Source organism: Alloprevotella rava, assembly GCF_014195585.1.
Classification (GTDB): Bacteria; Bacteroidota; Bacteroidia; order Bacteroidales; family Bacteroidaceae; genus Alloprevotella; species Alloprevotella rava.
Map to the genome: position 1 here is coordinate 55,388 of NZ_JACICA010000007.1, position 26,503 is coordinate 81,890.

At 42.2% G+C, this 26,503-nt stretch carries 26 protein-coding genes and 1 tRNA gene; 9 read left to right on the forward strand and 18 right to left on the reverse strand.

Translation table 11 applies throughout. The features are described from left to right. Positions 1–42: 42 nt before the first annotated feature. Positions 43–1,164: a DNA polymerase III subunit beta gene (dnaN, locus tag FHS60_RS06940; RefSeq protein ID WP_009346746.1), complete on the reverse strand. Its 1,122-nt coding sequence runs from the start codon at positions 1,162–1,164 to the stop codon at positions 43–45. Positions 1,165–1,323: 159 nt separating this feature from the next. Here dnaN and FHS60_RS06945 point away from each other — a divergent pair, with 159 nt between their 5' ends. Next, positions 1,324–1,722 (forward strand): DUF3127 domain-containing protein, encoded by a 399-nt coding sequence (locus FHS60_RS06945; protein WP_009346745.1) that lies wholly within the window; start codon positions 1,324–1,326, stop codon positions 1,720–1,722. A gap of 76 nt (positions 1,723–1,798) precedes the next feature. After that, positions 1,799–2,485, forward strand: coding sequence for a monofunctional biosynthetic peptidoglycan transglycosylase (mtgA, locus tag FHS60_RS06950; protein WP_009346744.1), 687 nt, complete (start codon positions 1,799–1,801; stop codon positions 2,483–2,485). A gap of 27 nt (positions 2,486–2,512) precedes the next feature. Here mtgA and cdd read toward each other — a convergent pair whose 3' ends face one another. Continuing rightward, positions 2,513–2,989 carry a cytidine deaminase gene (cdd, locus tag FHS60_RS06955; RefSeq protein ID WP_183696938.1) on the reverse strand — a complete coding sequence of 159 codons (477 nt, stop codon included), beginning with the start codon at positions 2,987–2,989 and terminating at the stop codon, positions 2,513–2,515. A 273-nt stretch (positions 2,990–3,262) separates the two neighbouring features. On the opposite strand from cdd, the gene FHS60_RS10435 reads away from it, so the two are divergent. Beyond that, positions 3,263–3,394 (forward strand): hypothetical protein, encoded by a 132-nt coding sequence (locus FHS60_RS10435; RefSeq protein WP_009346742.1) that lies wholly within the window; start codon positions 3,263–3,265, stop codon positions 3,392–3,394. Between the two features lie 778 nt (positions 3,395–4,172). On the opposite strand, the gene FHS60_RS06960 is transcribed toward FHS60_RS10435, so the two are convergent. From FHS60_RS06960 to nagA, 5 genes are all read right to left on the reverse strand, one after another. Continuing rightward, positions 4,173–4,245, reverse strand: a tRNA-Met gene (locus FHS60_RS06960). A 91-nt stretch (positions 4,246–4,336) separates the two neighbouring features. Continuing rightward, a complete protein-coding gene (locus tag FHS60_RS06965; RefSeq protein ID WP_183696941.1) occupies positions 4,337–5,518 on the reverse strand; it encodes a class I SAM-dependent rRNA methyltransferase in 1,182 nt (393 codons plus the stop codon). A gap of 81 nt (positions 5,519–5,599) precedes the next feature. After that, positions 5,600–6,232 carry a 3'-5' exonuclease gene (locus tag FHS60_RS06970; RefSeq protein WP_183696944.1) on the reverse strand — a complete coding sequence of 211 codons (633 nt, stop codon included), beginning with the start codon at positions 6,230–6,232 and terminating at the stop codon, positions 5,600–5,602. Next, positions 6,229–6,744, reverse strand: coding sequence for a DUF5063 domain-containing protein (locus FHS60_RS06975; protein WP_221189654.1), 516 nt, complete (start codon positions 6,742–6,744; stop codon positions 6,229–6,231). The genes FHS60_RS06970 and FHS60_RS06975 overlap by 4 nt, the downstream gene beginning before the upstream one ends. Before the next feature lie 63 nt (positions 6,745–6,807). After that, entirely contained in the window at positions 6,808–7,962 is a 1,155-nt protein-coding gene (gene nagA / locus FHS60_RS06980; RefSeq protein ID WP_183696949.1) for an N-acetylglucosamine-6-phosphate deacetylase, read from the reverse strand. Between the two features lie 163 nt (positions 7,963–8,125). Here nagA and porE point away from each other — a divergent pair, with 163 nt between their 5' ends. After that, positions 8,126–10,453: a PorE family type IX secretion system protein gene (gene porE, locus FHS60_RS06985; protein ID WP_221189655.1), complete on the forward strand. Its 2,328-nt coding sequence runs from the start codon at positions 8,126–8,128 to the stop codon at positions 10,451–10,453. 239 nt (positions 10,454–10,692) lie between these two features. Here porE and FHS60_RS06990 read toward each other — a convergent pair whose 3' ends face one another. The 3 genes from FHS60_RS06990 to FHS60_RS07000 all read right to left on the reverse strand — a co-directional run bounded on the left by FHS60_RS06990 (position 10,693) and on the right by FHS60_RS07000 (position 14,317). Then, entirely contained in the window at positions 10,693–11,685 is a 993-nt protein-coding gene (locus FHS60_RS06990) for an NAD(P)H-dependent glycerol-3-phosphate dehydrogenase (RefSeq protein ID WP_183696952.1), read from the reverse strand. A gap of 131 nt (positions 11,686–11,816) precedes the next feature. Then, positions 11,817–13,553 carry a lysine--tRNA ligase gene (gene lysS / locus FHS60_RS06995; protein WP_009346734.1) on the reverse strand — a complete coding sequence of 579 codons (1,737 nt, stop codon included), beginning with the start codon at positions 13,551–13,553 and terminating at the stop codon, positions 11,817–11,819. 551 nt (positions 13,554–14,104) lie between these two features. Then, the gene (locus tag FHS60_RS07000) at positions 14,105–14,317 is read right to left on the reverse strand and encodes a hypothetical protein (protein WP_183696955.1); all 213 of its coding nucleotides are present in this window, start codon (positions 14,315–14,317) and stop codon (positions 14,105–14,107) included. 41 nt (positions 14,318–14,358) lie between these two features. Between FHS60_RS07000 and FHS60_RS07005 the strand changes: the two genes are divergently transcribed. The 3 genes from FHS60_RS07005 (at position 14,359) to FHS60_RS07015 (ending at position 16,235) form a co-directional block, all read left to right on the forward strand. Continuing rightward, positions 14,359–14,562 carry a hypothetical protein gene (locus FHS60_RS07005; protein ID WP_183696958.1) on the forward strand — a complete coding sequence of 68 codons (204 nt, stop codon included), beginning with the start codon at positions 14,359–14,361 and terminating at the stop codon, positions 14,560–14,562. 6 nt (positions 14,563–14,568) lie between these two features. Beyond that, the gene (locus FHS60_RS07010; RefSeq protein ID WP_183696961.1) at positions 14,569–15,165 is read left to right on the forward strand and encodes a thiamine phosphate synthase; all 597 of its coding nucleotides are present in this window, start codon (positions 14,569–14,571) and stop codon (positions 15,163–15,165) included. A gap of 134 nt (positions 15,166–15,299) precedes the next feature. Continuing rightward, positions 15,300–16,235, forward strand: a complete 936-nt coding sequence (locus FHS60_RS07015; protein WP_009346730.1) for a ribose-phosphate pyrophosphokinase — start codon at positions 15,300–15,302, stop codon at positions 16,233–16,235. Positions 16,236–16,446: 211 nt separating this feature from the next. On the opposite strand, the gene FHS60_RS07020 is transcribed toward FHS60_RS07015, so the two are convergent. The 8 genes from FHS60_RS07020 to FHS60_RS07055 all read right to left on the reverse strand — a co-directional run bounded on the left by FHS60_RS07020 (position 16,447) and on the right by FHS60_RS07055 (position 23,050). Continuing rightward, a complete protein-coding gene (locus FHS60_RS07020) occupies positions 16,447–16,845 on the reverse strand; it encodes a hypothetical protein (RefSeq protein ID WP_009346729.1) in 399 nt (132 codons plus the stop codon). Continuing rightward, complete coding sequence (der, locus tag FHS60_RS07025; protein ID WP_009346728.1) at positions 16,845–18,158, reverse strand: ribosome biogenesis GTPase Der; 1,314 nt, start codon at positions 18,156–18,158, stop codon at positions 16,845–16,847. Before der ends, FHS60_RS07020 begins: the two co-directional genes overlap by 1 nt. A gap of 106 nt (positions 18,159–18,264) precedes the next feature. Then, positions 18,265–19,143: a GTPase Era gene (era, locus tag FHS60_RS07030; RefSeq protein WP_183696964.1), complete on the reverse strand. Its 879-nt coding sequence runs from the start codon at positions 19,141–19,143 to the stop codon at positions 18,265–18,267. Positions 19,144–19,233: 90 nt separating this feature from the next. Next, positions 19,234–20,232, reverse strand: coding sequence for a beta-ketoacyl-ACP synthase III (locus FHS60_RS07035; RefSeq protein WP_009346726.1), 999 nt, complete (start codon positions 20,230–20,232; stop codon positions 19,234–19,236). Between the two features lie 108 nt (positions 20,233–20,340). Beyond that, on the reverse strand, positions 20,341–20,529 hold the full coding sequence (gene rpmF, locus FHS60_RS07040) for a 50S ribosomal protein L32 (protein ID WP_009346725.1): 189 nt from the start codon (positions 20,527–20,529) through the stop codon (positions 20,341–20,343). Positions 20,530–20,572: 43 nt separating this feature from the next. After that, entirely contained in the window at positions 20,573–21,028 is a 456-nt protein-coding gene (locus tag FHS60_RS07045) for a YceD family protein (protein WP_183696967.1), read from the reverse strand. A gap of 101 nt (positions 21,029–21,129) precedes the next feature. Then, positions 21,130–22,302, reverse strand: a complete 1,173-nt coding sequence (locus FHS60_RS07050) for a glycosyltransferase (RefSeq protein ID WP_183696970.1) — start codon at positions 22,300–22,302, stop codon at positions 21,130–21,132. Positions 22,303–22,312: 10 nt separating this feature from the next. Next, positions 22,313–23,050 (reverse strand): RNA methyltransferase, encoded by a 738-nt coding sequence (locus tag FHS60_RS07055; RefSeq protein ID WP_009346722.1) that lies wholly within the window; start codon positions 23,048–23,050, stop codon positions 22,313–22,315. 174 nt (positions 23,051–23,224) lie between these two features. On the opposite strand from FHS60_RS07055, the gene tamL reads away from it, so the two are divergent. Both tamL and FHS60_RS07065 read left to right on the forward strand, forming a co-directional pair. Beyond that, complete coding sequence (gene tamL / locus FHS60_RS07060; RefSeq protein WP_476726927.1) at positions 23,225–25,570, forward strand: translocation and assembly module lipoprotein TamL; 2,346 nt, start codon at positions 23,225–23,227, stop codon at positions 25,568–25,570. Between the two features lie 96 nt (positions 25,571–25,666). Beyond that, on the forward strand, positions 25,667–26,452 hold the full coding sequence (locus FHS60_RS07065; RefSeq protein WP_009346720.1) for an MBL fold metallo-hydrolase: 786 nt from the start codon (positions 25,667–25,669) through the stop codon (positions 26,450–26,452). Positions 26,453–26,503: the final 51 nt, after the last annotated feature.

Sequence of the window (26,503 nt, forward strand, 5' to 3'; positions counted from 1 at the left end):
CTAATTGGGCGTAATGTATAATTCTTTAATCTGTTATATGTATCAATCCGGAAGCATGAGAGGCATCAGGATCATCTGAACCTCTTCGTTCTCTTTTTGTTCGGCAGGAATGATGACACCTGCACGACTTGCATCGGCCAATCGGATAATTACATCCTCGCCTTGGACATTGTTGATAATTTCAAGGAGGGACGGGCCTTTGAAGCCAATGCTCATTGGGTTACCAGAGTATTCGCAGAGCAGTGACTCTTCAGCAGACATTGCAAAGTCGATATCTTGAGAAGATATCGTCAATTTGCTCGGTGAGAGTTGGAGTTTCACAAGCGTGCTGGCTGCACCAGAGAATATCAAAACGCGACGGAGGGTAGCCATCAGCGCATCGCGATTAACAGTGACAATGTTGGGGTTGTCCTTCGGAATGACCGCACTATAGTTTGGGAATTTTCCTTCGATGAGTCGGCAACTCATTTCGAAGTTCTCTGTGTTGATGTCAGCATTGCGCTCATTGAAGTGGATGCGTACATCACCCGTTTCTTTTTGCAGTACATTCTTTAAGAGGCCTGCTGGCTTCTTAGGGAGAATAAAAGCTCCTTCTTTCGAAGCTTGGGTATTCAACATCTTGTTGCACGTAAGCTTTTGCGCATCTGTTGCAACAACAGTTGCATTATTGGGAGCTATATCGAAGAATACGCCGTTCATCACAGGGCGGAGGGGATCGTTTGCTGTAGCAAAGATGGCGCGTCCCAAAGCTTCATAGAGTAACTCTGCATCCACATTCAGTTGTGCGGCATCATCAGGCATTTCTGAAGTGATGGGATACTCATCGGCAGGTTGAGCCATAAAGTTATAGTGACCTCCTTGATATTGGATGGTAACATCAAGATTGCTACCAACGAAGAACTCCAGCGGTTGGTCTGGAATTTCCTTCATTGCATCTTGGATAGTCTTGGCGTTCACCGTGAAGCGGATATCTTGTTCGCTCTCGATGAGCTCAATCGTCGTTTTTAGTGTACATTCATTGTCGGAGGCTGTGATACGGAGCTTCTGTCCTTCAATTTCAAAAAGAAAGTTGTTGAGAATGGGTAGACTGTTTTTTGCTGTAATCACACGGCCTGTAAGTTGTAGACGCTGTGAAAGCAATGAACTATTGAGTACGAATTTCATGTATGTTTGTGATTTGTATTTCTTAATTTTATTGTGCTGACAAAGTTACATAAAATTCTGATATGAGTAAGAAAAAGCTTTTTTTTTAATCTAAAAATCCCTGTAGCTCTAATTTTAATTGTAATTTCGCGGTCATAGATAATTTAAACATAGATATAAATGGAAATTACAGGTAAAATTATTCAAGTTCTTGAAAAGCGTAGTGGTACTTCTAGTCGCAGCGGAAATGCTTGGGCTTCTCAGGATTATGTCCTCGAGTTTGTAGATGGAAATAGTCAGTTTCCTCGCCACATGGTGTTCAACGTGTTTGGTGAAGATCGTATTTCGCAGATGAACATTCAGGTAGGGCAGACTCTGACTGTTTCTTTCGATGTAGATGCTCACGAATATCAAGGACGTTGGTTTAATAATATCCGTGCGTGGCGTGTGGTTGCTGCTCCAGAAGGTGCAGTTCCTCCTGTTGCTGCCGCCCCTGTAACTCCTGCTACAGATATTCCTGCTCCTACAGCAGAAGCAGCTCCTGCTGCAGATGACAAGGTAGATGATCTGCCTTTCTAATTTAGAGAAAGATATTTCCTCGACGGATGAAACTGATGTGGCTTCAGTTTCATCCGCTTATTTTATATTCTGAGTTATGAAACTAAAATTTATCGCAAAGGTCTTGCGCTGGATTGTAGCTGGCTTCTTTATTTCTTCAGTAATTGCAGTAATTGCATATCGCTGGATTCCTGTGTACGTTACTCCTCTGATGGTGATTCGTTGTGTGCAGAGCGTTGCGAAGGGGGAAACACCCAAGCTTTATCATCACTGGGTGTCTCTTAATGATATGTCTATTTATATGCCCGTTGCAGTGATGGCTTCTGAAGATCAAAACTTCCGTCGTCACAAAGGATTTGATATGAATGCCATTGTGGATGCTGCAAAAGAAAAGATGGAAGGTAAGCGTCGGCGAGGCGGCAGTACTATCAGCCAGCAGACTGCAAAAAATGTGTTCCTATGGCCCAGTTCAACATGGATTCGTAAAGGCTTTGAAGCTTACTTTACTGTATTGATTGAGTTGTTTTGGTCGAAGGAGCGAATTATGGAAGTGTATCTCAATTCTATTGAAATGGGAGATGGGATATATGGAGTTGCAGCTGTGGCAGCTCAGAACTTTCGTTGTGAGGCTAGTCAGTTGACACGCTCCGATTGTGCTTTGATTGCTGCCACTCTCCCTAATCCGAGACGTTTTAGTAGTAAGCATCCCGGACCGTTTATGAGGAGTAGGCAGCGCTGGATTCAGCGTCAGATGCGAACCATCGACGTTATGCGCGTAGATTAAATATCTGAGTGCGTTGTTTCAATGCTTTTAAAGTGAGCTTTCGTTGAATTGGAATGGAAGCAGTTCTGAAAAAGATTCAAAAATGTAGATTTCATTCTTTCCGTAGAGCAGAACGCGGAAAGGATGAAATCTATGCTCTACTTCTGCTAATACCTGGCGGCACGCTCCACATGGAGAAATGGGGGAAGGCGTAAAAGCTCTATTCGTTCCTCTTGCAGCAATTGCCAAAGTTTTTATGCCGATTCCAGGATATTGGGCATTGGCATAAAACATTGCACAACGTTCGGCGCAAGTTCCTGTGGTATAAGAAGCATTTTCTTGATTACTTCCTTTAACAATTTCTCCATTGTCAAGCAAAATGGCAGCGCCAACGCTGAAATGAGAAAAAGGGGAGTAACTAGTATGAGTAGCTTCTTTAGCTTGTTCTATGAGCTGAAAATCTTCTGCGCTAAGTTCTTCTTCCTTAGCACTTTTATATTGGATTTCGATTTGTTTAGATTCCATAATTTGTGTGATAGTTGTGTAGATGAAGACTTCATCTTTTCGTGCAAACATACGAAAAAACTGTAAACTGGAACGTAACTATGCCAGAAAATTGTAATCTTGACTTCCCAGAGCATAAAGTTAAATGCTAAAAAAGCCAATAAAAAGCCTGTTAATGACTTTTGTTATCTCCTACGTTGCAATTTCTTAGTAATTTTGCACTGAGAAAAGAAATAGACATTAAGAACAGGACTTCCTAGCGATACGGGAGACCACTAAACAAAGACGAAAATTATGAAAGAGAAAAAATTAATTGAAATGCTGCAGTATCGTATCAATCGTTACAAAGAGATGGGAAATGGCTCAATGTGCCAGAATCTAAATCAGCAGCTCCAGCGTTTAATGGCTGGTAAAGGAGTACAGTAATGAATGTTATTGAAATATAATATAGCCGTGGTTGTTTCAACCACGGCTTTTTATTTTCTATACTCATAACCGAATCTAAAACGACTCTCACAACGAAGTGGTAAGGCGTAAATATCCTATCTTTTGACCTTTCCTTGTTTGTAAAATGAATTCGTAGTCTAAGGGGGTGAGAATGCATTGAAATTTAATTCTCGTGTAAGAGAATGGAAATAATGCAGTATTAAGAGCTTGGCTGAAATACTTGTTTTTCAGTTCTTCAAGGGAGAAAGTTTCTGTTCTATTATAGGATTTAGAAATACAATAAGGGAATTTTCAAGCGCAATAAGGCTGTCGGCTGGTATCCTTATTGTTTTTTCAAAGAGGATAAGGATAAAAATACTTTTGGAGTATGTTTTCTATGCGGTATTTTGTGTTTAACGGGTGTTTTCCTCTTTGTTTTTGCTAGAAATAGCGATGAGTTATTACACAGCGGAGTGATTTTTCTCCTTCTCAAATGATTTAGAGAACAAAGGCTTGGTATTGTATTTCTAGAAGCGCAAAGTGCTTTGTAAAATAAATCCACCTTTTATGTTCTTGAGCCCTCAAATATATGAGCTGGAATTAGTTCGCTTTAGTATAAAGCGCAATGTAAATAGTACTATCTATTTCGACTGTAGGGCTTTTTAAGATATATGAAAAGAAGAGTTATTCTCCTCTTTTCCTTTTGTCTTGGAGAAAAACTTAGGGGAGTTGTAAAAAAGAAAAAGCATTCAACTGAAAATGTTGAATGCTTTTGAAGTTGCGGAGGCTCGACTCGAACGAACGACCTCCAGGTTATGAGCCTGGCGAGCTACCAACTGCTCCACTCCGCGATATTCAGGACTTATTTCCTGTTTGCGAGTGCAAAGATAGGCGAAAGTTTCTGATCCACCAAGGCTTTTTGAGAAAAAAGTGAGATTTTCCTTATTCTACCTCTAAAACTAGCCCTTTCAGGTACTCTCCTTCAGGGTGATAGATATTGATAGGGTGGTCGGCTGGCTGATGCAGTTGATGTAAGATGCGGACATGGCGACCAGCCTGTGCTGCCGCTGTAAATACAGCTAAGCGGAATTGGTCTTTATTAACGGCTTGAGAACAGCTGAAAGTAAAGATGATTCCGCCCTTACGAATTTTAGAGATAGCAATAGTATTAAGGCGCGTATAGCCTTTGAGTGCATTGCGAAGCGCGCCCTTGTGTTTTGCGAAAGCAGGAGGGTCAAGTACGATAAGCTCATAATCGTTGCCTGCTTTCTCAAGGAACTTGAATGCGTCCTCGGCGAAAGCATCGTGTCGGCTATCGCCAGGAAAATTGAGTTCTGCATTTGCTCGCGTTAGGTCTATAGCTTTTGCACTACTGTCTACACTTGTTACGCGCGTAGCTTCACCTCGGAGCGCATAAACACTGAATCCGCCTGTGTAGCAAAACATATTGAGCACGTTCTTTCCCATAGAGTATTGTTCCAAGAGCTTGCGATTCTCGCGTTGGTCAATGAAGAACCCCGTCTTTTGCCCTCGAAGCCAGTCGATGTGGAATTTGAGGCCGTACTCTACTGCTATATTATCCTCGTTGCCTCCAATGAGGAATCCGTCCTTTTCGTGTAGATCAGCCTTGAAAGGAAGTGTTGTTTCCGATTTATAGTAGACATTCTCTATTGTTTCTTTGCAAACTTCAATGAGCGCGGCGGCTATCTCTTTGCGATAGAGGTGCATACCTACAGAATGGGCTTGCATCACTGCTGTTTTACCATACAAGTCAATGATGAGTCCAGGAAGTTGGTCACCTTCGCCATGAATAAGGCGGAGAGTATTATTATTTTCACGCTCTAGTAATCCAATCGAGCAACGCATCTTGAATGCTTCAGAAAGACGCTCTTTCCAGAACTCCTTGTTGATGTTGCGCTCAACAAACGAAAGTACGCGTATGGCAATAGATCCGATTTGATAGTGTCCAATAGCTAGAAATGTTCCTTCGTGGTCAACAACTCTTACCAATTGACCTTCAGTGAGATTTTCGGGCATTTTTTGGATGGCCCCAGAGAATATCCAGGGATGAAAACGTTTGAGACTTTCGGCTTTCCCGCGACGTAATTGAATAGTTGGATACATATATTTTTGAATAGTTTACAAAAGGAACGAAGAAACGAAGTTGAGTGAGTTTTCTGCCTCCTATTTTTGTTGTTGGAGGTTTTATTGGGGCATTTCTGAGACAGGTTGAGGTTTTAGCAATATGAAACCTGTTTCGTGTAAATGTTTAAGTTCGTTATAGAGCATGATGCAGGAATACGCATCTGTTGCTGCATATGTTTTTTGAGCAGGACTAAGAACGTCAGCTTCCCAATTACTAAGTTGAGCATTTTTTGAAATTCGTAGATGAAAGACATTAGCAAAAAGTTTCTGAAGACTCATGTCTTGGATGCCCATCTCTTTTACGTAGTCCTGCAAATCAAGGAAATGGCCAGGAACAAAGGCGTGCCGTTGGGCCAGCATATGGATGTCATCTTTTAGTGAAAGACCTATCTTCAATATCTCTTTGTTGGCCAGTAGTTTGCGCAAAGAGGGAATAAAGCCAAAGGAGTTGAGGCGAAAAAGAAAGCAAATGTCTTCGTTTGCAATTTGCAAAAGTGCTACTTGGTGAAACACTCCTTTACGGAATGAAGGGCGAGTTTCAGTATCTATTCCTAAAATCTTGGATTTTTCAAGTGCCGCCACAGCTCGTTCTGCTTCTGCTTTACTTTGAATAACAACAATGCGCCCTTCATACTTGAAACGCGGTAATCCTGAAATGAATTTTTTATCGGTCTTAATGAAGAGTTTTTTCATTCTTGATAGTTTCCTCCGAATTGAGCATCATGCAAGGCTCGGAGAGCATTAAGAAGTGTCTGTCCCCAGTAAAGTTTGAATTTTTCTACAGCTTCGAAGAGAGCTACTTGCATAGGCTCTTCGAAACCTTCACGGAATGTTTCAACCAATTCTCTAAGCACCTGATAAATATCTGCTAGATTCTCACTGATGGTACAAAGAACTGGTTGGTCAGAGTATTTGAAGTCCTCTACAAATACATCCAAATAATCATCTCGCTCAGCTAAAAGAACTGCAACATTGTGGCGGATATAGTCGTAGTCCGCCTCGGTCAGTTTTCCTTCGTTGAAGCCAGGAATTTCTGGGACATCTCCCAGCAGGGACATTTTGAGGTAAATCATGGGTAGAATACCGCGCATCACTTCAATAAAGTGGTTGCGTTCTTCTCCTTCTGTCTGCTCTACTTGCTTGCAATATTCTGTAGCAATGGTAATCAAGTCGAGCACTGGTTGGCTATAAAGGAAAGAGTTCATTGATCTGTATAAGATAGAGTGGTAAGTAAACGGGAGCACTTGCGTCTCCCGTTTTTCTTAGTATTATAAATCGTTTCGTGCAATGCGTCCCATTGCCATGACAAAATGGAGTTGTTGATCCTTATCATAGATAACGATATCTGCATCTTTGCCTTTTTGGAGCGAACCTTTGCGGTCGTAAATGCCCATGATCTTTGCAGGTGTTTCGCTAACCATGCGAATGGCATCTTCCATTGGTATGTGAGCTTGTTGAACAGCTGTACGAACAAGGCGATCCATTGTAGCGATAGATCCTGCAATGGCAGAGCGATCTGCTAGTTTGCAAACACCGTCTTCAATAATAGTACCTGGATCGAAGCACTTATCAGTGTCGCTGGCAGCCACTGCTAAAGAATCGGTAATCATGCTGGTTCTTTCTACGCCTTTGAACTTATAAATCATATTAAGGATGACGGGAGGTACATGGATACCATCTGCAATCATTTCTACCGTAATCTCGTCCATATCATAGATAGCTTCAACTGTTCCAGCGTGCTTAAACTCGCGTACCTTATAGAAACCGCGCATCGCATTATAGAAGTGATTGGCATGTGTGAAGCCTACTTGTAGGCCAGCTTTTACTTGATCGAAGTCTGCCTTTGTATGGGCAATAGCATTGAGTACTCCGTGCTTACGGCAGCATTTTCCAAATTCTAAAGCACCAGGAAGTTCAGGGGCAGCACTCCAGCGTTTAATGCAATTAGTGCTATCGAGAAGAGGTATATATTCTTCAGGATCTGGGTCCTTAATATTGGCAGGATTTTGGCCACCAGCCATATCCATATTAAGGTAGTGTCCTTCGAGATGAAGTCCCATGATTGGCGTATTTTCCTCTTTCATCATCTTCTCCGTTGTGCTTACTGCTGCATAAATCATGGGCATTGTTGAAGAAGATAGAGTGGGATAGATAGCCGTAGTGCCATGCTGCATATGTGCATCTATAGCAACGCGAAAAGCTTCTTCGGTGCCTTCCATGAAGTCGCGGCCACCACCACCATGGCAGTGTTGTTCAATTCCGCCGGGGACGATGTCTCCCCCCTTAGCATCTATGCGTTCAGCTCCAGTAATGGGGAGGTCGCTATTTGAAACTTCTAGAATTTTGTTGCCCTCAACAATCACAGAGCCACCTTCTAGCCAGCCCTCTGGAGTGAGGATCCGTCCATTGAAAATCTGTTTCATTAGTAGCAATAGGTTTAATATTCTTATGCAAAAGTAAGCATTTCTTCTGACTATATACAATAAAGAGAGGGTTTTTGCGGTTATAGAATAGATGGAGGAAGGCTGCTTTTCTGCATGGCTGAAACTTCTTGCATGCTTCGTGTTTATCTGACTTAAAATAATTATGCTAAAGAATTTCTCTTTACTCCTTGTAATATTTATAGGTGTGAGTGCCTGTTCGCCTGTCGACCGACTTATTCGTCGCGGTGATAATGCGCTTGCCATTGGTGAATATGCTGAAGCTGCAGCTTTGTATCAGCGAGCGTATAGACAAACTCCTGCAAAAGAACGAGAACAACGGGGACGTCTCAGTTACAAGATGGGGGACGCTTATCGTTGCTACGGTAATGTGGCAAAGGCTGTCGGAAATTATGCAAATGCTGCTCGCTATTATTATACTGATACGCTCACCTGGCTTCGTCTGGGGGATATGCAAAGAGTGATGGGGGCATATGGAGAAGCAAGTAAGTCTTATCAGAATTTTATAACCGAAAGTTTGTCTCCTCGAAAAGAAATATTCAGTCAGTCTTCTAAGAAAGTAGTAAGTGTTCGTAAATCTCAGCGTGCTAATAGAAAAAAGAAGAGGAATATGGACTATGATACAGTGTCTGTGGCTACTCCTATCTTGAAGTCTAAGAATGTAGATCCAAAGTATCTTGAAATAGCGCGGAGAGGGCTACTTAATTGTGAAGCAGCCTTAGAGAGTCGGAAAGATGTTTCTGCCTATACTGTTCGCCAAGCTGTTCTTTTCAATTCTCCACGAGCAGACTATTCTCCGGCTCTTCTTCCAACGGAATACGATCAAATTTATTTCTCAACAACGCGTCGTCAGACACAAGGGAATGATATTAGTGGCATTACGGGAATGAAGACGGGAGATGTTTTCTTTTCGCGGAAAGACGAGAAAGGAAATTGGAAGCGTGTAGAACCTGCAGAAGGAGGAATCAATACAATCGATGACGAAGGGGCGTGTAGTTTTTCTCCAGATGGTTCAACGATGTACCTCACGGTTTGTCGAACAGATGCAAAATATCCTCGTATGGCAGAGATTTGGCAGTCTACTCGTTCTGATGCAACTTGGTCGAAACCTACGCAAGTAAAGATTTCGGCTGATACGCTTTCCGACTATGCTCATCCTGCGGTTTCTCCTGATGGTAAATGGCTTTATTTCTCTAGTAATATGCCAGGAGGGTTTGGAGGCTACGATTTGTGGCGCATACGTATTGGTGAGCATGGAATAGGAGGTGTTGAAAATCTTGGTCCAGAAATTAATACAGATGGTAATGAAGAATTCCCCGCCTTCCGTCCTAATGGTGATTTCTATTTTTCTTCAGATGGACGTACGCCTAATTGGGGCGGATTAGATCTTTATTATGTTCCTCAGTTCACGAAGCACTTTAGAGGTGAAGATGTGCTATTTGATGCAGAACAAGCGGGGCTAGTTGATACTCTTCATCAACAACTTGTTGTAGAGCATCTTCCTACTCCTATGAATAGTCAGGGTGATGATTTCGGTATTACGTTTGAAGGCCTTCATAATCGCGGTTTTTTCTCTTCTTCTCGTAGCACAGGAGGACGTGGCTGGGATAAGATTTTTGAATTTAGTTATCCCGAACGATTATTGACGGTGAAAGGTTGGGTCTATGAACAAGATGGCTATGAGCTGCCTTCGGCCCAAGTGTATATAGTAGGCACAGACGGGACCAATCAAAAGATTAGTGTACTACCCAATGGTTCTTTTGAAACCCCTGTGCAACCAAGAGTTAATTATCTCTTAATGGCCGTGTGCAATGGTTTTTTGAATGTTCGACAACAGTTGCGCCTTGATACGATTTCCCAAGCAGATGTAGAAAGGGCTATTGCTCATCAGAATAAAAATCCTCGTAAAGATGCAACGCAATATGTTTTGCAGTTCCCTCTTCCCAATATCAGCATCCCTGTCTTAGTTCGCGGTATCTATTATCAGTTTGATAAAGCTGCTATCACGGATAGTAGTAGCGTAGCGCTTAATCGCTTGGTGGCATTATTGAAAGAGAATCCGAATGTTACTATAGAATTAGCTGCGCATTGCGATTATCGCGGAACAGATGCCTATAATGACCGCCTTTCTCAGCAGCGTGCTGAGGCTGTTGTGGCTTATCTTGTGAAGCAAGGTATTGCGCGCGATCGCTTGACGCCTATGGGATATGGGAAGCGTCGCCCCAAAGTGGTTACACCGAAGTTGCACGCCGAATATCCTTTCCTTGCAGCTGGCGATACTCTTATGGCTGAGCGCATCAGTCTGTTGCGTCCTGCTCAGCAAGAGATTGCGAATGCTTTGAATCGTAGAACCGAGTTCCGCGTTCTTCGTACAACTTATGGCCTCTTTGATAGGAATGGGAATTATGTAGCCCCTGCTGCTAAGCCAAAGAAGCTAGAAGCAGACGATCCAAATGCTGTAGACATATATTAAGGATATACAAAAAAGCTGTTTGATGTTTACTTGTAATAATCTTACGAATATCTTGCAGGCGATAGATGTAGTTGGTTAATCAAGATACCAAATGCCCTAAAGTAGACAAGTCGTAAAGATATTTGTTAATATATGTCGTATTATAAAACAAGAACTCGCAACAAAAAGAATATGCTGCGAGTTCTTTTTATTATCCGCTTGCGCTCTTGCGGGTGCTTAAAAACGTAATGAATGATTACTTATCGGAAAGAGTCTGTAAGCAGTTTGATTTCGATAGCGGGAGAGATGCGTTCGTAGAGGATATTGTAGACAGCATCAAGGATAGGCATATTTACATGAAAGTGCTTGTTGAGTTGTTTCATACAGGCTGTGCCGTAATAGCCTTCTGCAATCATCTCCATTTCAATTTGTGCCGACTTCACGCTGTAGCCTTTACCTATCATCGTGCCGAAGACGCGGTTACGCGAGAAGTTGGAATATCCCGTTACAAGAAGGTCGCCAATGTAGACACTGTCGTAAATATTGCGTGGGATAGGATAAACCGCGCGCAGAAAGCGGTCTGTTTCTTGCACAGCATTAGCCATAAGAACAGACTGAAAGTTGTCACCATATTTCAAGCCATTACAGATACCTGCAGCTATTGCATAGACATTTTTCAGTACGCTGGCATATTCTATGCCGATAATGTCGTCGGAAGTCTTGGTTTTGACATACGACGAAGCAAGCATAGAGGCAAAGGCTTGGGCATACTCTTGACTCACGCTGCCTATTGTGATATAGGTGAGGCGGTCGAGTGCCACTTCTTCTGCATGAGAAGGGCCGCCAATAACTGCTAAATGATCATCTGGGATATTGTAGGCCTGGCGAAAGTATTCACTAACCACGTAGTCCTCGTCAGGAACAATACCTTTGATGGCTGTAACGATGTATTTATCGGAGAGTTTTTCCTTTAGCTTGCGGAGATGACTCTTGAGGTAGGGAGAAGGAGTTACAAAGATTAGGGTGTCATTATCACGTACGGCTTCGTTGATGTCGGCCGTAAAGTGGATGCGATGAATGTCGAAGTGGACACCGGTGAGATAGGAGGGATTATGCTCAAGGCGCTTAAAGCTCTCTATGGTATCCGTTCTACGCATATACCACGTGATGTTGGGGACTTTCTCCAGCACCATTTTGGCAATAGCGGTGGCCCAACTGCCACTACCCATTATTGCTATCTTTCCTGTTTCCATTTTGTTGTTGAAAATGTGAAAGAAAACTTCCGTCTTTCTTATAAGGCAAAACGTAATCTCTTTTCTTTTTAGAACGGAGATAGTGCTCCGTAACTTTATGAGAAAGAGGGAAGTCTTTTCTTAGTGACCGTTTATTTTTCGGCAGATACCCACTTCGTGATTTCTTCTAAAGAGGGCTTTTGTATCTCGACTATGTTTCGGTATTTTTTCTGCAATTCGCTGAGCTGTTGCAGGATTTTCTGGGGGTTCACCTCTTTAAGGTCGCTGACGAGGTTGTAACCAATTTTTTGAAGAGCTGGAACCAAATCTTCGGGAATGCCAATGCGCGTGTAGGCTTCAGCGTTGTCGCGAGGAGCTTTGGCTTCTGGCTTCATCTGCGGGAAAAAGATAACTTCCTGAATGAACGGATTGCCTGTCATAAGCATGACAAGGCGGTCGATACCAATACCGATACCAGAGGTAGGAGGCATACCATATTGGAGTGCGCGGAGGAAGTCGGTGTCTATAACCATAGCTTCATCGTCGCCCTTGTCTGCCAAAGACATTTGATCGCGGAAACGTTCCTCTTGGTCTATTGGATCATTTAGCTCTGAATAGGCGTTTGCCAACTCCTTACCATTAACCATCAGTTCGAAGCGTTCTGTAAGACCTGGCTTAGAGCGGTGAACTTTGGTGAGCGGCGACATTTCCACAGGATAGTCTGTGATGAATGTGGGCTGGATATACGTACCTTCGCAGAACTCGCCAAAGAGTTCGTCAATCAGTTTGCCCTTGCCCATTGTTTCGTCAATCTCCATGTTCAACTTATTGCAGATTTCACGGATTTCGTCTTCTGTCTTGCCTTCCAAGTCGTAGCCTGTCTTTTCTTTGATAGCTTCAAGGATAGGCAGGCGGCGGTATGGAGCTTTGAAGCTGATGGTCTTGCCGTCGATAACGCATTCGCTCTTGCCGTTCACTGCGATACAGATAGTTTCGAGCATCTTTTCCGTGAACGACATCATCCAGTTGTAATCTTTATACTGCACATAAAGCTCCATGCAAGTGAACTCAGGATTATGGTTCTTGTCCATACCCTCATTGCGGAAGTTCTTTCCAATTTCGTAAACGCCTTCAAAGCCGCCTACGATAAGACGTTTCAAGTACAACTCGGTGGCGATACGCATATACATATCTTGATCGAGTGCATTGAAATGTGTGATAAACGGACGTGCGCTTGCACCGCCAGGGATATTTTGGAGTGTAGGAGTTTCTACCTCCGTGTAACCAGCATTGTCCAACACGTTGCGAAGAGTGCGCAGCACGATAGAACGCTTGTAGAATGTATCTTTTACATCGGGATTAACGATGAGGTCAACGTAACGTTGGCGATAGCGCATTTCTGGATCGGAAAAACCATCATAAACTTCACCATCTTTCTCTTTCACGATAGGAAGAGGGCGGAGGCTCTTGGAAAGCAGTGTGATTTCTTCTGCATGCACACTAATCTCGCCAGTTTGCGTACGGAACACAAAGCCGCGAACGCCGACAAAGTCGCCCAAATCAAGCAACTTTTTGAAGAATTTGTTATAGATGTCTTTATCTTCACCAGGGCAGATGTCATCGCGGGTAATATATACTTGTATACGACCTTTAGAATCAAGGAGTTCAGCGAAGCTGGCTTTTCCCATCACGCGGCGGCTCATTAAGCGGCCGGCGATGCAGACACGGCGGGGAGTTTCTGCGTTTTCGTCGAACTCGCTGCGAATGTCTGTACTATAAGCATCAACGGGAAATTCAGCTGCGGGATAAGGATCGATTCCCATTTGTCGAAGTTCCTTTAGGGCCTCACGACGACCCAATTCCTGTTCGCTTAGTTCAAATACGTTCATGTGATTTTCTGTTTCTTTATATATATTGTATGTGCAAAATTACAAAGAGAAAGCCATAACTCCAAGAATTGCACAAAAACAAGTACAAAGACACGCTCTTCGGACTATTTATTCAAAGAGATTTTGCAAAAAAACAAGAGCTTCAAAAGGATAAATTAAAACTTATGTTATTTGATCGTTTATTGCGGGATATCCGTACGTGTACGGCTCAACCTAAAAGATTTTGGCTGATATTTACATTGAGGTTGGTAATCTTGTCTATCTTCACACTCCCTTTTTCTAAGCTTAAAAAAGATGTTTTGGTATATTGAGTCATTATCAAAATAAAACATGTATATATTGTCAATATTTTTCGTATTCTACTGTGTCGTGAATGGCTTGAAAATTAAATTTAAGTTCTTCGGGAGGAAATAATGCAAGGAGGAAGCTCTACGAAAATAGGAGGATTTTGAAAAAGGTTACTAGGAAATTTATTTTCTATACTAGGAATTGAAAATGCAATAAGGCAATTTTCAAAAACAATAAGGAAATCAGCCGGCATCTTTATTCTGTTAATCGACAAAATAAGGAAAAATAGGGCTTATTTGGAGCTTGCTATGACTAATTCTATGAAAAATCATTGCTTTCCCAATGTTTTTAGCCTTTTTTTGAGGGAGCATTTTTGTCCGATAGATTCTTTTTTCGTTGGTTTCAATCTTTTTTAAGCCTTTCTTAATAATTTTTGCTTCTAGATTGAGAAAGTCTGTTGTCAATAAAATTCTCATTTTCACAAACTATATTACTATTATCTTTTTATGAAGACTGAATGGCGGAAGATATAGACAATTTTTTGATAGATTTATTTTGGGAAAAACTGAGAAATGAGATAGTTCTGACGGGGAGAGCGGCAGAGGGTAAGTGTCCTTTTGCATCATTTGTCTTCGTTTGTGGGCTTTCACAAGCTTTAGCTTATTTTGTATTCTGCAAAAATAGTCTTAACTTTGCACTTGAAGAAAGCAACAACTTCTAAGAGTCGATGAAAATCGTATTGATGACAACGCCATTTTTCTTTGTCGAAGAAAGCCAAATACTAACGGCACTCTTCGATGAGGGGCTCGAATTGCTTCATCTTCGTAAGCCGGATACTGAGCCGGTCTTTTCTGAACGTCTTTTATCACTTATCCCCGAATCTTATCATCGACGCATCGTCACTCACGACCATTTTTATTTGAAGAATGAATATGGGCTGCGTGGCGTACACTTAAATGGTCGCAATCTAGAATTGCCAGATGGCTTCAAAGGAACTATAAGTTGTTCTTGCTATACGGTCGAGGAAACCGAAGCGCGCCGTAGAAAGATGGACTATGTCTTTTTGCAATCCACAGACTTTAATGTTCCTGAATCCCGTGAGGCTTCGTGGGGACTGTTGGAGGATGCTGCGCACCAGATGTCGGAAAAAGAACTCAAGAAGGTATATGTTTCGGGTGGCATCACACTTGACGATCTGCCTCGCTTGCGCAGTTTGGGCTTTGGAGGTGCTGTGGTTTATGGCGACATTTGGAATAGATTTAATATCTACTCTCAGCAAGATTATCGGGAGCTAATCCTCCATTTTCGTAAACTGCTGAAATAAAAATAGGAGCAAGATGCAAAAAGCAAGATGCGGAATATATAGTTACAGAAAGGAACGGAAAGTTCTGTCTATTGCAAAGTTTGTTCTTATCGTTGTATATAGTCCTGTGTAACTCGTTAAATATCTTTTAAGTTATGAGCTCTGATTCATTCATGGTCTTCTCTGGTACCAAGACTCGCTATTTGGCCGAGAAAATCTGTAAAGACCTCAACTGCCCACTTGGCAATCTGGTCATCACGTATTTCGCCGACGGCGAATTTGTAGTTAGTTTCGAGGAGTCCATCCGTGGTCGTGATGTTTTTTTAGTGCAGTCCACGTTCCCCAGTGCTGACAACCTAATGGAGTTGCTCCTGATGATTGATGCGGCAAAGCGTGCGAGTGCTAAGAGTATTAACGCTGTGATACCTTACTTTGGTTGGGCACGGCAAGACCGTAAGGACAAGCCACGTGTGTCTATTGGTGCGAAATTAGTGGCTGATATGCTCAGCGCAGCAGGTATCGACCGCTTACTTACTATGGATCTCCATGCCGATCAAGAACAGGGATTCTTCGATGTGCCTGTTGATCATCTTTATGCCTCTACGGTATTTATGCCCTACATTAAGAGCTTGAACCTGAAGAACCTTTGCATGGCCAGTCCTGATGTTGGTGGTTCGAAGCGCGCCAGTGCTTACGCTAAGTTCCTTGATGTGCCTCTTGTTCTCTGCCACAAAACTCGTAAGAAAGCCAATGTTGTGGCAGACATGCAGATCATCGGTGACGTAAGCGGTATGGATGTCATCCTGATTGACGATATTGTTGATACGGCTGGTACTATCACGAAAGCAGCACAACTGATGATTGACAATGGGGCTAATTCTGTTCGTGCCATGGCAAGCCACTGTATTATGTCTGGTCCTGCTGATGAGCGCGTGGCAAACTCTCCGTTGCAAGAAATAATCTTTACGGATAGTATTCCCTACCGCGGAACTTGTTCAAAAGTGAAGCAGCTCAGCGTGAGCGAGGTTTTTGCTGAAACTATCCGCCGCGTAGAAAATAACGAAAGTATTTCTTCTCAGTATCTTATCTAATCGCTAGGCGATAAGAATTACACTTGAGATTTTCAATAATACGAGGACAGCCTCTTGTCTCCGAAAAAGGAGAAGATGGCAGTCCTCTTTGCTTTCTGATCCCCCCCAAAAAAAAATACGAGTAATCTAAAAAAGCGAATGTTCATGAGAGTTACTCTGTTGAGTAGCACTCATAAACATTCGCTTTGATTATATGAATTTTATTCTGTACTTATCTGATTCGCCAACGATCCTTGTTGCGTACTAATTGGATCATGATTTCTTCAGAACTTCCGTCACCATAAGTCACATGGAGAAAGACGTTGGACATATTCCCTTTATCGTGAACTTCCGTACGCTCTAACTTCACGTGCTTTATGCCTTTATACTCTTCGTCAATATAACGCGCGTGCTGCTTGAGTGCGTCCTTCATTTCTTGACGATAAGCTTCGGGCTTATCATCGCAGGACTGCATAGCATCAACATACGCACTATAGTTACCTGAAGTGTAGAGTTTATAGAGTGAAAGGACTTCTTCTTCCTTAGGTCCATTATCCTCTATGCTTGTGTTACTTTTGTTTCCGCACGAAGCAAACAGCATGCAGGCGAAAAAAAGAAATAGCGGACGCATTATTTCTGACGGATGAAGATATTGATGGGAGTGCCAGAGAAGTTCCATCGTTCGCGTATCTTGTTCTCTAAGAATCGCTTATAGGGCTCTTTTACATATTGTGGCAAGTTGGCATAGAACACGAAAGAAGGTATCTGCGTGTTGGGCAACTGCATACAATATTTGATTTTGATGTACTTACCTTTGATTGAAGGTGGTGGATAAGCCTCAATGAGCGGTAGCATCTCTTCGTTGAGTTTAGCTGTAGTGATACGCGCTTGGCGCTGTACGTATACATTCTTAGCTGTTTCAAGAAGTTTATAGATGCGCTGTTTGGTGAGTGCTGACGTGAAGATGATAGGGAAGTCATCGAACGGAGCCATACGCTCGCGAATGGTCTGTTGGAAATGATCAATGGCGCGCTGACTCTTATCCTCTACGAGGTCCCACTTATTGATGGCAACAACGAGGCTCTTTTGGTTGCGCTGGACGAGCTGGAAAATATTCATGTCCTGGCTCTCGATACCGCGTGTGGCATCAATTAGCAAGATGCAGACATCGGAGTTTTCAATGGCACGAATAGAGCGCATAACAGAGTAGAACTCCAAGTCTTCGTTCACCTTGCTCTTCTTACGAATACCTGCCGTGTCAACAAGATAAAAGTCGAAGCCAAACTTATCGTAGCGAGTCAGAATGCTGTCGCGCGTAGTCCCCGCAATGTCTGTAACGATATGGCGATCTTCTCCAATAAAGGCATTTATAAGGCTACTTTTACCAGCATTTGGACGGCCTACGATGGCAAATCGAGGAATACGTGCTTCCTCTTCCTGGCGAGTTTCCGGACCGAGTTTCTCAAGCACGAGATCGAGTAAGTCGCCCGTGCCGCTACCTGTTGCCGCAGAGATGCAGTAAGGAGTGCCAAGGCCGAGTCCATAGAATTCAGCGCTTTGGTAAATATCCTTGTTGTCGTCGCACTTATTGGCACAAAGAATGACGGGAACTTTAGTTTGTCGGAGGATTGTAGCTACTTGTTGGTCGAGGTCAGTAATACCATTATCATTGTCTACAACAAATAAAATACAATCTGCCTCTTCTGTGGCAACAAGTACTTGTTTGCGGATTTCTTCTTCAAAGATGTCGTCAGAATTTACTACCCAGCCGCCAGTGTCGACAATAGAGAATTCACGGTTACACCATTCGCATTTTCCGTATTGTCGGTCGCGTGTGGTACCAGCATGCTCACTAACGATGGCTGCACGAGTTCCCGTTAAACGATTGAAGAGGGTAGATTTTCCTACGTTAGGGCGGCCTACTATGGCTACTAATTTGCTCATATATAAGGAAGTTAATTAGCGCTCTCTCCAACTCGTTCTTCACGAACGGGGTAGTTTCTCTTGTTGAGCTACCTGAGAGAGCTTTGGATTGATAAAAATAAAAATCTTAGATATTGCGGTATCCGTAAGCGTTGAGACGGCGGTCGTTGTTGCGCCAATCTTTATCAACTTTCACAAAGAGTTCCAAAAAGATATTCTTTTGGAAAAAACGTTCCATCTCTTTGCGTGCTTCTGTAGATACTTTTTTCAACGCAATTCCTTGGTGTCCGATAATGATGCCTTTTTGGCTATCACGTTCTACATAGATAATGGCGTTGATATGTATGGACTTCTCTTGCTCCTTAAAGCGTTCTACAGAAACTTCGCAAGCGTAGGGAATCTCTTTGTCGTAGTAGAGTAGGATTTTCTCTCGGATAATTTCTGTGACGAAAAAGCGAGCAGGTTTATCAGTCCATTGGTCGCGTTCGAAATAGGGGGGAGCTTCAGGCAGCAATTCTTTGATACGGCGCAGAACCGTGTCTACATTGAATTTCGCCTTTGCAGATACGGGGAAGATCTCAGCCTTTGGCAGTTGTTCGTGCCATTCGTTAACGAGTCGTTCAAGGTCTTGCTGGTTAGACATGTCTATCTTGTTAATAAGTAGAAGTACGGGAACAGACATTTCTCGAACTTTTGCTAAGAAATCTGCGTTTTTATCAGCCCGCTCAACCACGTCTGTGACATATAGTAGAACATCTGCATCTTGCAAAGCCGATTCAGAGAAAGCAAGCATGGCTTCCTGCATCTTATAGTTCGGCTTTAGCACTCCAGGTGTATCCGAGAAAACAATTTGGGCATCATCCGTATTTACAATACCCATGATGCGGTGGCGCGTCGTTTGGGCCTTGAAAGTAGCAATGGAGATGCGTTCTCCCGTCAATAAATTCATCAAAGAAGACTTACCAACGTTTGGATTTCCCACTAAGTTTACGAAACCACTTTTCATATCGCGATATTTTTAGAGAAGCCCCCTATAGCCCTTTATTAGGGAAGAAAAGGCTGTAGGGGGCTTTGGAAGAAAGCTAAAAGCTTTGATTTATTTAGCGTTGTAACCCCATTTGAGTAGGGCTGCGCCATACGTAAAGCCTGCTCCGAAGGCTGTAAGAATGATAGAATCTCCCTTCTTCAGTTGCTTCTCGAAATCCCACAAAGCCAAAGGCAGAGTGGCGGCAGAAGTGTTGCCATAGCGCTGAATATTTACCAAGACTTTCTCCATCGGAATCTCAAGACGATTGGCTACCGCTTCAATAATACGGATGTTAGCTTGATGCGGGAGCACCCAATTCAACGTATCGTTGTTCAGACCATTGCGTTCTGCTATTTGTGCACTAAGATCACTCATATAAGTTACGGCATATTTAAATACTGTGCGACCTTCTTGATGGAGATAATTCATACGGCGGTCAATGGAATAGTGAGAAGGTGGGCAAACAGAGCCGCCTGCCTTAACGCAAAGGAAGGGGAGCCCAAGACCATCAGTGCGGAGGATAGAATCTGTCCAACCTACTTCTTCTGTTGTTGGTTCTACCAATACTGCTGCTGCACCGTCGCCAAAGAGCGCGCAAGTAGCGCGGTCTGTGTAGTCAACAATGCTAGACATTTTCTCAGCACAACAAACAATTACTTTCTTATAACGTCCGCTTTGAATCATACATGCTGCCTGGTCCATCGCAAAGAGGAAGCCGCAGCAAGCTGCCTGCAAGTCAATAGCGTAAGCGTTAGTCATACCGGTACGCCCAATAACAATAGAGGACGTAGAAGGTACTTTATAGTCTGGAGTAGTCGTTGCCACGATGAGAGCCTCTACTTCAAGCGGATCTGTTCCTGTCTTTTGGAGCAATTGCTTGACAGCTTTGCGAGCCATGTAGCTCGTACCAAGTCCTTCTTCTTGTAGGATATGACGTTCCTTAATACCTACGCGCGACATAATCCACTCATCGTTGGTATCAACCATGCGTGAAAGTTCGTCGTTGTTTAGAATATAATCTGGAATATAGCCACCGATGCCGGTGATTGTAGCATTGATTTTTTCCATAGAGATATTACAAAAAATTCAAGGTCTGACGTTTAGAGTAAGAGACAGAAATTATATTGAACACTGTCTCGTGTTTCTATACGTCAGACCTTTTAGTTGAGAATCTGATTATTCAGCTGTTTCTTCCTGTGCTACTGCGAGCTTGCCGCGATAATAACCACAAGAAGGACATACCGTGTGGTAGATATGCCAACCGCCACAATTAGGGCATGCAGCCAAAGTAGGAGCTACTGCCTTATCGTGAGTTCTGCGCTTCAGAGTTCTCGTCTTTGATTGTCTTCTTTTAGGATGTGCCATGGTTCTATTTTATTTTAACTAGTTATAAATCTATTTTATTGGCTTAAGCATCGAGTTCGTCAATAGGCTTTTCCGCAGAAAAGCGGATGAGCATATCTTTATCACATTTGCCTTCGGGGTGGACTCTCTCTAGAGGGAGGGAAGTCACGGCAATCTCATATATGTCCCATGCGATGTTGTACATATTAGAGTTATGAGGTACGAACTTTAGATCGTAATCTGTTGTTTCGGCTTCATCGCCATAAGAAACCCTTACTACATCTGATGTGTCGATATCAATAGAGAGTTCATCAAGGCAACGGTCGCAGAGAACGTTTATTGATCCTTGTAAGGAAATCTTGACTGTATAAATATCTCCTGCTGCTTCACGTACCTTGACAGTCACATCGAGTCTTCCGCCTTTGATTTCATCTTGCTCGATTTCAGCAAAGAAATCATCGTGCAGGGAGAAGTGTAAAGGCTCGATTCCGTTTACAGTCTTCCTGATATCTATTAGCATGTTGTCCTTACTAGCCATAGCGGCTGCAAAATTAGAGATTTTAGCTTGAAGAACAAAATGAAATCTTTATTTTTTGAGTATTAAGTCCTTTCTGTATCTCTTCAGACGATGGGGCGGATAAAATCTTCTTGATGTTTCAGACTCCTTATCTTATTTATAAAAGTGCGGAAAGGCTGAAGTAGTGCGTAGTGATGAAGTAATACTCCATATTTTCGAAGTTCTAATTGTTTTGTGAGTTGTCTAAAAAGAATGATTGGTGTAATCATCCAACACATCAGGAGAAGCAAGCTGGGAATATCTGTAAAAAGATGTGTGAGTTTGTACGCTTCTGCCGTTGTTGATTCGTAGATACGACTTGCTATATAAACAGCTTCTGTAAAAAGAAATATATAGAAAGCCCAACTAGCGAAAGCTTCTCTTAAAGCCCACCAATATGCGTTCTTGCTGAGATGTTTTCGAAGCTCAGCAAGGTACATTTTCTCATTATGAAGTATTAATGTGCTTGGTAGTTCTTGGAGCATAGTAGCTTTCGTATCCCATACAAAACAGACGTTCTCTTCTGTGGCCAATTGGTCAACGAGTAAGGCACAACTACCGAAAGGAAGTTCTAAACTGCCTGCAAACCCTTGATTGTCAAGAAAGAGTTGTTTTGAGATAATGAGATTTGTTCCGTCTGCCCCGCAGGCTTTTCCTTGAAAGCCTGCACGCAGTACGCGAAGTTGTGCGCAGAGACGTTCGTAGATGGCACACCGAGCTAGATTACTTCCATCATCAATATAATTACCATATCCGATAGTAATAGGCTTTAAATTCTGAGTCATTGTTGCGAGCCATAAATTACTTGCAGGGCGACAGTCAGGAACTGTAAGAACACACCATTCAGAATGTGCTGCGCGGATTCCTAATGTGAGAGCTAATTTTTGTCTATCTATATAGCGAGAAGTCTTAGGTACAAAGGTGTGTCGAAGATTTTTATACTTTGCTTCCAAGCGTTTAAGGACATCACTTGTTTCTGCATTGGAGGCAATGTTTACTACAACGACCTCAAATGATGGAAATTGCTGCTCAAGAAAGTAGGGGAGATTTTGCTCTAGAAGTGCTGCTTCCTTTGAAACAGGAATAATAATGGATATCTTCGGACGTTCTTCTTTCAATGCTTCTTGCTGGCATTTCCTTCTTTGAGGAAGTGTATAGTCGCGCCAACGTAGAAGATATAAAAGCAGGAGGGCAATACAGGCCACTCCTATGAATATAATCTGGATATTAAAAAGCATAGTTGGAAAGTTAAGCCTTTTGTCGGAATGCTGCGCAGGTTATGGCTGTGGCAATAGCCACATTTAAGCTCTCCACTGTATTGTGATCAGTAGGATAGTTGGGTATAAAGAGCTTTTCTGTCACTAGTTGTTCTACCTCTTTGCTGATACCGTTTCCCTCATTGCCCATTACGATAATTGCTTTCTGTTGTAAATCTTTTTGATAAATATTATCGCCTTCTAAGAACGTTCCATAAATGGGCACTTTTTGTTGGCTCAAGAAACGAGGTAGATCTACGTAGTGAATTTTAACGCGGGCGATAGCTCCCATAGTGGCTTGTATCACTTTGGGAGCATAGGCATCTGCCGTATTCATAGAGCAGAAAAGTGCATCAATACCAAACCAATCGGCTAATCGAATGATTGTTCCTAGGTTGCCAGGATCTTGCAAACAATCGAGGGCTAAAGATAAGCCCGATGCTGTGCTGACGCCCTCTGCGGGCTTTTCGAAAATAGCTAAGGCTTCTTGTGGCGTCTTTAGAAGAGATGCTTGTTGTAGTTCCTTTTCTGTGATTTCTCTGATGTTGTGTTGTTGAAACTCTGGATGAGTATCGATAAAATGCTTAGTTCCGCACAGCATTTTACACGCACAAAGCCCTATTATCTCACCTATAACTTTTGGGCCTTCTGCAAGGAATACGTTATCCTTATCTCGATGTTTTTTCTGTGCAAGGGATTGAATGTATTTTATCTCGTTCTTTGTCAGCATAGCAACAACTTCTTTTTGTCGCTGCAAAAATACGAAAAAATCTCTTCTTATTGAGTCCTGCATAATAGGATTACTAAAAGAGAGAAACACAAGCCTTCATTGAAGGATTCCTATTGTATGTATGTAAGGCATCTATGAAATTGTGGTATATTTGCAGAAATAAAATCGGTAGTTTTGAAAATTTCTATACTCTATAAGTTTGCGTGTTTCCTTCTTCTAATAGGAATTACAGCGTGTAACCCTACTAAATTTTTGCAAGAGAATGAAACAATGCTTCGTTCTGTGCAGATGACATCGGACAATAAGTTGCTGAAAGTGGGGGATTATCGCTCGTATGTTCGCCAAGAGCCTAATGCACGCTGGTTTAATTTGTTAAAAGTACCTTTGGCTATCTATAGTATTTCTCAGCCTGATACCACGCGCCGAACTGGACGCTTTTTTCGTCGTATAGGACAAGCTCCGGTAGTCTACGACTCTGCCATGACAGAGTTTTCACGCCGAAGCTTAGAAGCAGCGTTACAGGCAAAAGGGTATTTTCATGCTTCTGTCCATACTGATGTTACAACCAGAAAGCGTAAGACAGATGTGAATTATCGTTTACTGTTGGGACGTCGCTATTATGTTGCAAAGCTTCACATAACAGTAGATGATGAAAGAATGAAGAAGGAAATTGATAGTTTATCGGTCAATAGTTTGCTCTATAAAGGAATGCCTTTTGATGCCACTGTTCTCAGTGAAGAACGAAACCGTATCATAATGGGGCTTCTGAATGCTGGCTATTATCGGTTACAGAAGGATTATGTGAAGTTTCGTGTAGATACGGTTTCCAATGATATGGGGATCGATTTAACTATGGATTTTGCACGCCCAGTGGGTGTAGATAGTACTAAAGATTATGAGCGTTTTACAGTACATAGAGTCAATCTATATGAAGGTTCTTCTGCTTTCCCAATGTCTGCAAACTTAGAGTCGCAGAAAGTATTACCTATTAATGGTATTATTTTTAAAAGTGATGGTAAGAAATCGTCACGCATAAAAGTTCGGAAGAGTGTTTATCTGAACCATGTTCATTTGCGCCCCGATAGTTTGTATCGAGAGTCAAATGTTCAGGATTCGTATTCTATGCTCAATAGTTTGCCGATAGTCAATTATTCCCTGATTCGCTTTCAAGAATTGCCGGGAATAAAACCTCAACTGGAAGCTGACATACAAGTGGTGCGCAACAAACTGAATAGTATTAGTACCGAATTGGAAGGAACAAATACAAATGGTGATTTAGGAGCAGCGATGGCGGTGACGTATACAAATCGTAATCTTTTTCATGGAGCTGAAGCTCTTTTGCTCAAATTACGAGGTGCATACGAGGCCATTCGTGGTTTGGATGGTTATAACGATGAAAACTATTTGGAGTATAGCGCAGAGCTTTCTTTGCGTTTTCCAGCAACGAGACTCCCTTTTGGCTTTCGTCGGGGGCAGAAAAAATTTATGCTGACCAGTGGTTTATCTTTTATGTACGATTCTCAGAATCGTCCTGAGTTTCACCGCCGTATTTTAACGAGTGATTGGGCTTTCCGGTGGAGACATTCTTCTCATCCTGGTTTGCAACACCGCCTTGATATGGTAAGTCTTAACTATGTTTTTGTACCTTGGATATCCTCAACATTCCGTCGCAATTATTTAGATGGGACAGACCCTCGAAATTCCATTCTTAAAGCTAGCTATGAGGATCTTTTCATTATGCGGTGGGGATACTCCTTTATATATAATAGCCAGCAGGATAAAATGCAGTTGAATACTCTGCAGAGCGGTTCATCCAATCTTACGCGCGGGTGGCAGCTAAAGTATAACATCGAAAGTGCAGGAAACCTATTGCGCGGAATTAGCGCCATATCTGGTGCTAAGAGGAATCAAAATGGGCAATATGAAATGTTCAATATTGCCTATTCTCAATATGTGAAAACTGACATCGATTTTGTGCGGTGTATCCAATTTGATGAACGAAACAGTTTGGCTTTTCATGCAGCTTTCGGAATAGCAATTCCTTATGGCAATTCTTCGATTATTCCGTATGAGAAACGCTATTTTGCAGGTGGTGCAAATAGTGTTCGTGGTTGGACCGTTCGCAGACTAGGCCCTGGCTCTTATGCAGGCAGGAATGGAGAGATAGACTTCATTAAGCAAACGGGCAATGTGAAGCTTGATTTGAGTGTAGAATGGCGCACCCATTTGTTTTGGAAATTAGATGGTGCAGCTTTTGTGGATGCTGGTAATATCTGGAATACACGCGATTATGCAAATCAAGATGGTGGTAAGTTTAAGTTTCGCGAATTTTATAAGCAAATAGCTGTAGCTTATGGAGTTGGTTTTCGCTTTAACTTGAGTTATTTCATTCTGCGCTTCGATTTGGGTATGAAAGCAATCAATCCTGTTTATTCTTCGACTAAAGAGCATTATCCTATTATTATTCCACGTTTGTCGCGTGATGTCGCTTTTCATTTTGCAGTTGGACTGCCTTTCTAGGCTTCTAAAAGATATTGATGGGGAGAAAAAGTAGATACAGTACAAAACATTGATAAGAAATTACTACTTTTGCTCAAAGAATATATATATACTAAAATGAAATTTATTAGTTTTGGTTCAGGTAGTAGTGGCAACTGCTATTATTTGCTCGAGGACGGTTTCGGCTTAGTTATCGATCAAGGTATTGGCATACGCAGCTTTAAGCGTTATTTCCGCGACTATGGACTGTCACAAGGAGAAATAAAAGCCATTTTAGTGACACATGATCATACAGATCACGTTAAGGCCGTAGGAGCAGTAAGTCAGGAGCACCATCTGCCTGTTTATGCTGCTGAAAAAGTTCATAGTGGTATGGACCATAACTATTTAATGTCGAAAAAAATAGCTGAACCAAATAAGCATTTTCTTATGCCTGGTGAAACCGTTGTTTTGGGGCCTTTTACAATTACAGCTTTTGATGTTCCACATGATGCTAGTGCAAATAATGGATACTTCATTACGACAGACTCTACCAACTTTTGCTTGATGACAGATTGTGGAAAGATGACAGAAGAAATGTGTCGTTTTATCAATAAAGCAGAAAACTTGGTTGTTGAGGCAAACTATGATGAAGCAATGCTTGTGACCGGTCCTTATCCGCTTTATCTGAAAAATCGAATACAGAGTGGTTTAGGTCATAGTAGTAACAGGGAAACCGCTGCTGCGCTGGCCTCTTCTTTATCTCCAGCCATTAAGAGTATTTGGCTTTGTCACTTAAGCGAAGAAAATAATCACCCTGAATTGTGCAGAAAAACTGTTCAGTGCTCTTTAAATAGTGTGGGATGTGCGGCAGAGTTACATATCTTGAAGAGAAGGACGCCAACAGGGGTCTTTGAATTGTAAAAAAGTTAATAATTAGTTTGGTCAATTCAAACTTTCCTAATACCTTTGCAT

Excerpts from the sequence above, each read along its gene's own strand:
- dnaN (WP_009346746.1), bottom strand. The coding sequence starts at position 1,164 with ATGAAATTCGTACTCAATAGTTCATTGCTTTCACAGCGTCTACAACTT.
- FHS60_RS06945 (WP_009346745.1), top strand. The coding sequence starts at position 1,324 with ATGGAAATTACAGGTAAAATTATTCAAGTTCTTGAAAAGCGTAGTGGT.
- mtgA (WP_009346744.1), top strand. The coding sequence starts at position 1,799 with ATGAAACTAAAATTTATCGCAAAGGTCTTGCGCTGGATTGTAGCTGGC.
- cdd (WP_183696938.1), bottom strand. The coding sequence starts at position 2,989 with ATGGAATCTAAACAAATCGAAATCCAATATAAAAGTGCTAAGGAAGAA.
- FHS60_RS10435 (WP_009346742.1), top strand. The coding sequence starts at position 3,263 with ATGAAAGAGAAAAAATTAATTGAAATGCTGCAGTATCGTATCAATCGT.
- FHS60_RS06965 (WP_183696941.1), bottom strand. The coding sequence starts at position 5,518 with ATGTATCCAACTATTCAATTACGTCGCGGGAAAGCCGAAAGTCTCAAA.
- FHS60_RS06970 (WP_183696944.1), bottom strand. The coding sequence starts at position 6,232 with ATGAAAAAACTCTTCATTAAGACCGATAAAAAATTCATTTCAGGATTA.
- FHS60_RS06975 (WP_221189654.1), bottom strand. The coding sequence starts at position 6,744 with ATGAACTCTTTCCTTTATAGCCAACCAGTGCTCGACTTGATTACCATT.
- nagA (WP_183696949.1), bottom strand. The coding sequence starts at position 7,962 with ATGAAACAGATTTTCAATGGACGGATCCTCACTCCAGAGGGCTGGCTA.
- porE (WP_221189655.1), top strand. The coding sequence starts at position 8,126 with ATGCTAAAGAATTTCTCTTTACTCCTTGTAATATTTATAGGTGTGAGT.
- FHS60_RS06990 (WP_183696952.1), bottom strand. The coding sequence starts at position 11,685 with ATGGAAACAGGAAAGATAGCAATAATGGGTAGTGGCAGTTGGGCCACC.
- lysS (WP_009346734.1), bottom strand. The coding sequence starts at position 13,553 with ATGAACGTATTTGAACTAAGCGAACAGGAATTGGGTCGTCGTGAGGCC.
- FHS60_RS07000 (WP_183696955.1), bottom strand. The coding sequence starts at position 14,317 with ATGAGAATTTTATTGACAACAGACTTTCTCAATCTAGAAGCAAAAATT.
- FHS60_RS07005 (WP_183696958.1), top strand. The coding sequence starts at position 14,359 with ATGGCGGAAGATATAGACAATTTTTTGATAGATTTATTTTGGGAAAAA.
- FHS60_RS07010 (WP_183696961.1), top strand. The coding sequence starts at position 14,569 with ATGAAAATCGTATTGATGACAACGCCATTTTTCTTTGTCGAAGAAAGC.
- FHS60_RS07015 (WP_009346730.1), top strand. The coding sequence starts at position 15,300 with ATGAGCTCTGATTCATTCATGGTCTTCTCTGGTACCAAGACTCGCTAT.
- FHS60_RS07020 (WP_009346729.1), bottom strand. The coding sequence starts at position 16,845 with ATGCGTCCGCTATTTCTTTTTTTCGCCTGCATGCTGTTTGCTTCGTGC.
- der (WP_009346728.1), bottom strand. The coding sequence starts at position 18,158 with ATGAGCAAATTAGTAGCCATAGTAGGCCGCCCTAACGTAGGAAAATCT.
- era (WP_183696964.1), bottom strand. The coding sequence starts at position 19,143 with ATGAAAAGTGGTTTCGTAAACTTAGTGGGAAATCCAAACGTTGGTAAG.
- FHS60_RS07035 (WP_009346726.1), bottom strand. The coding sequence starts at position 20,232 with ATGGAAAAAATCAATGCTACAATCACCGGCATCGGTGGCTATATTCCA.
- rpmF (WP_009346725.1), bottom strand. The coding sequence starts at position 20,529 with ATGGCACATCCTAAAAGAAGACAATCAAAGACGAGAACTCTGAAGCGC.
- FHS60_RS07045 (WP_183696967.1), bottom strand. The coding sequence starts at position 21,028 with ATGCTAATAGATATCAGGAAGACTGTAAACGGAATCGAGCCTTTACAC.
- FHS60_RS07050 (WP_183696970.1), bottom strand. The coding sequence starts at position 22,302 with ATGCTTTTTAATATCCAGATTATATTCATAGGAGTGGCCTGTATTGCC.
- FHS60_RS07055 (WP_009346722.1), bottom strand. The coding sequence starts at position 23,050 with ATGCTGACAAAGAACGAGATAAAATACATTCAATCCCTTGCACAGAAA.
- FHS60_RS07065 (WP_009346720.1), top strand. The coding sequence starts at position 25,667 with ATGAAATTTATTAGTTTTGGTTCAGGTAGTAGTGGCAACTGCTATTAT.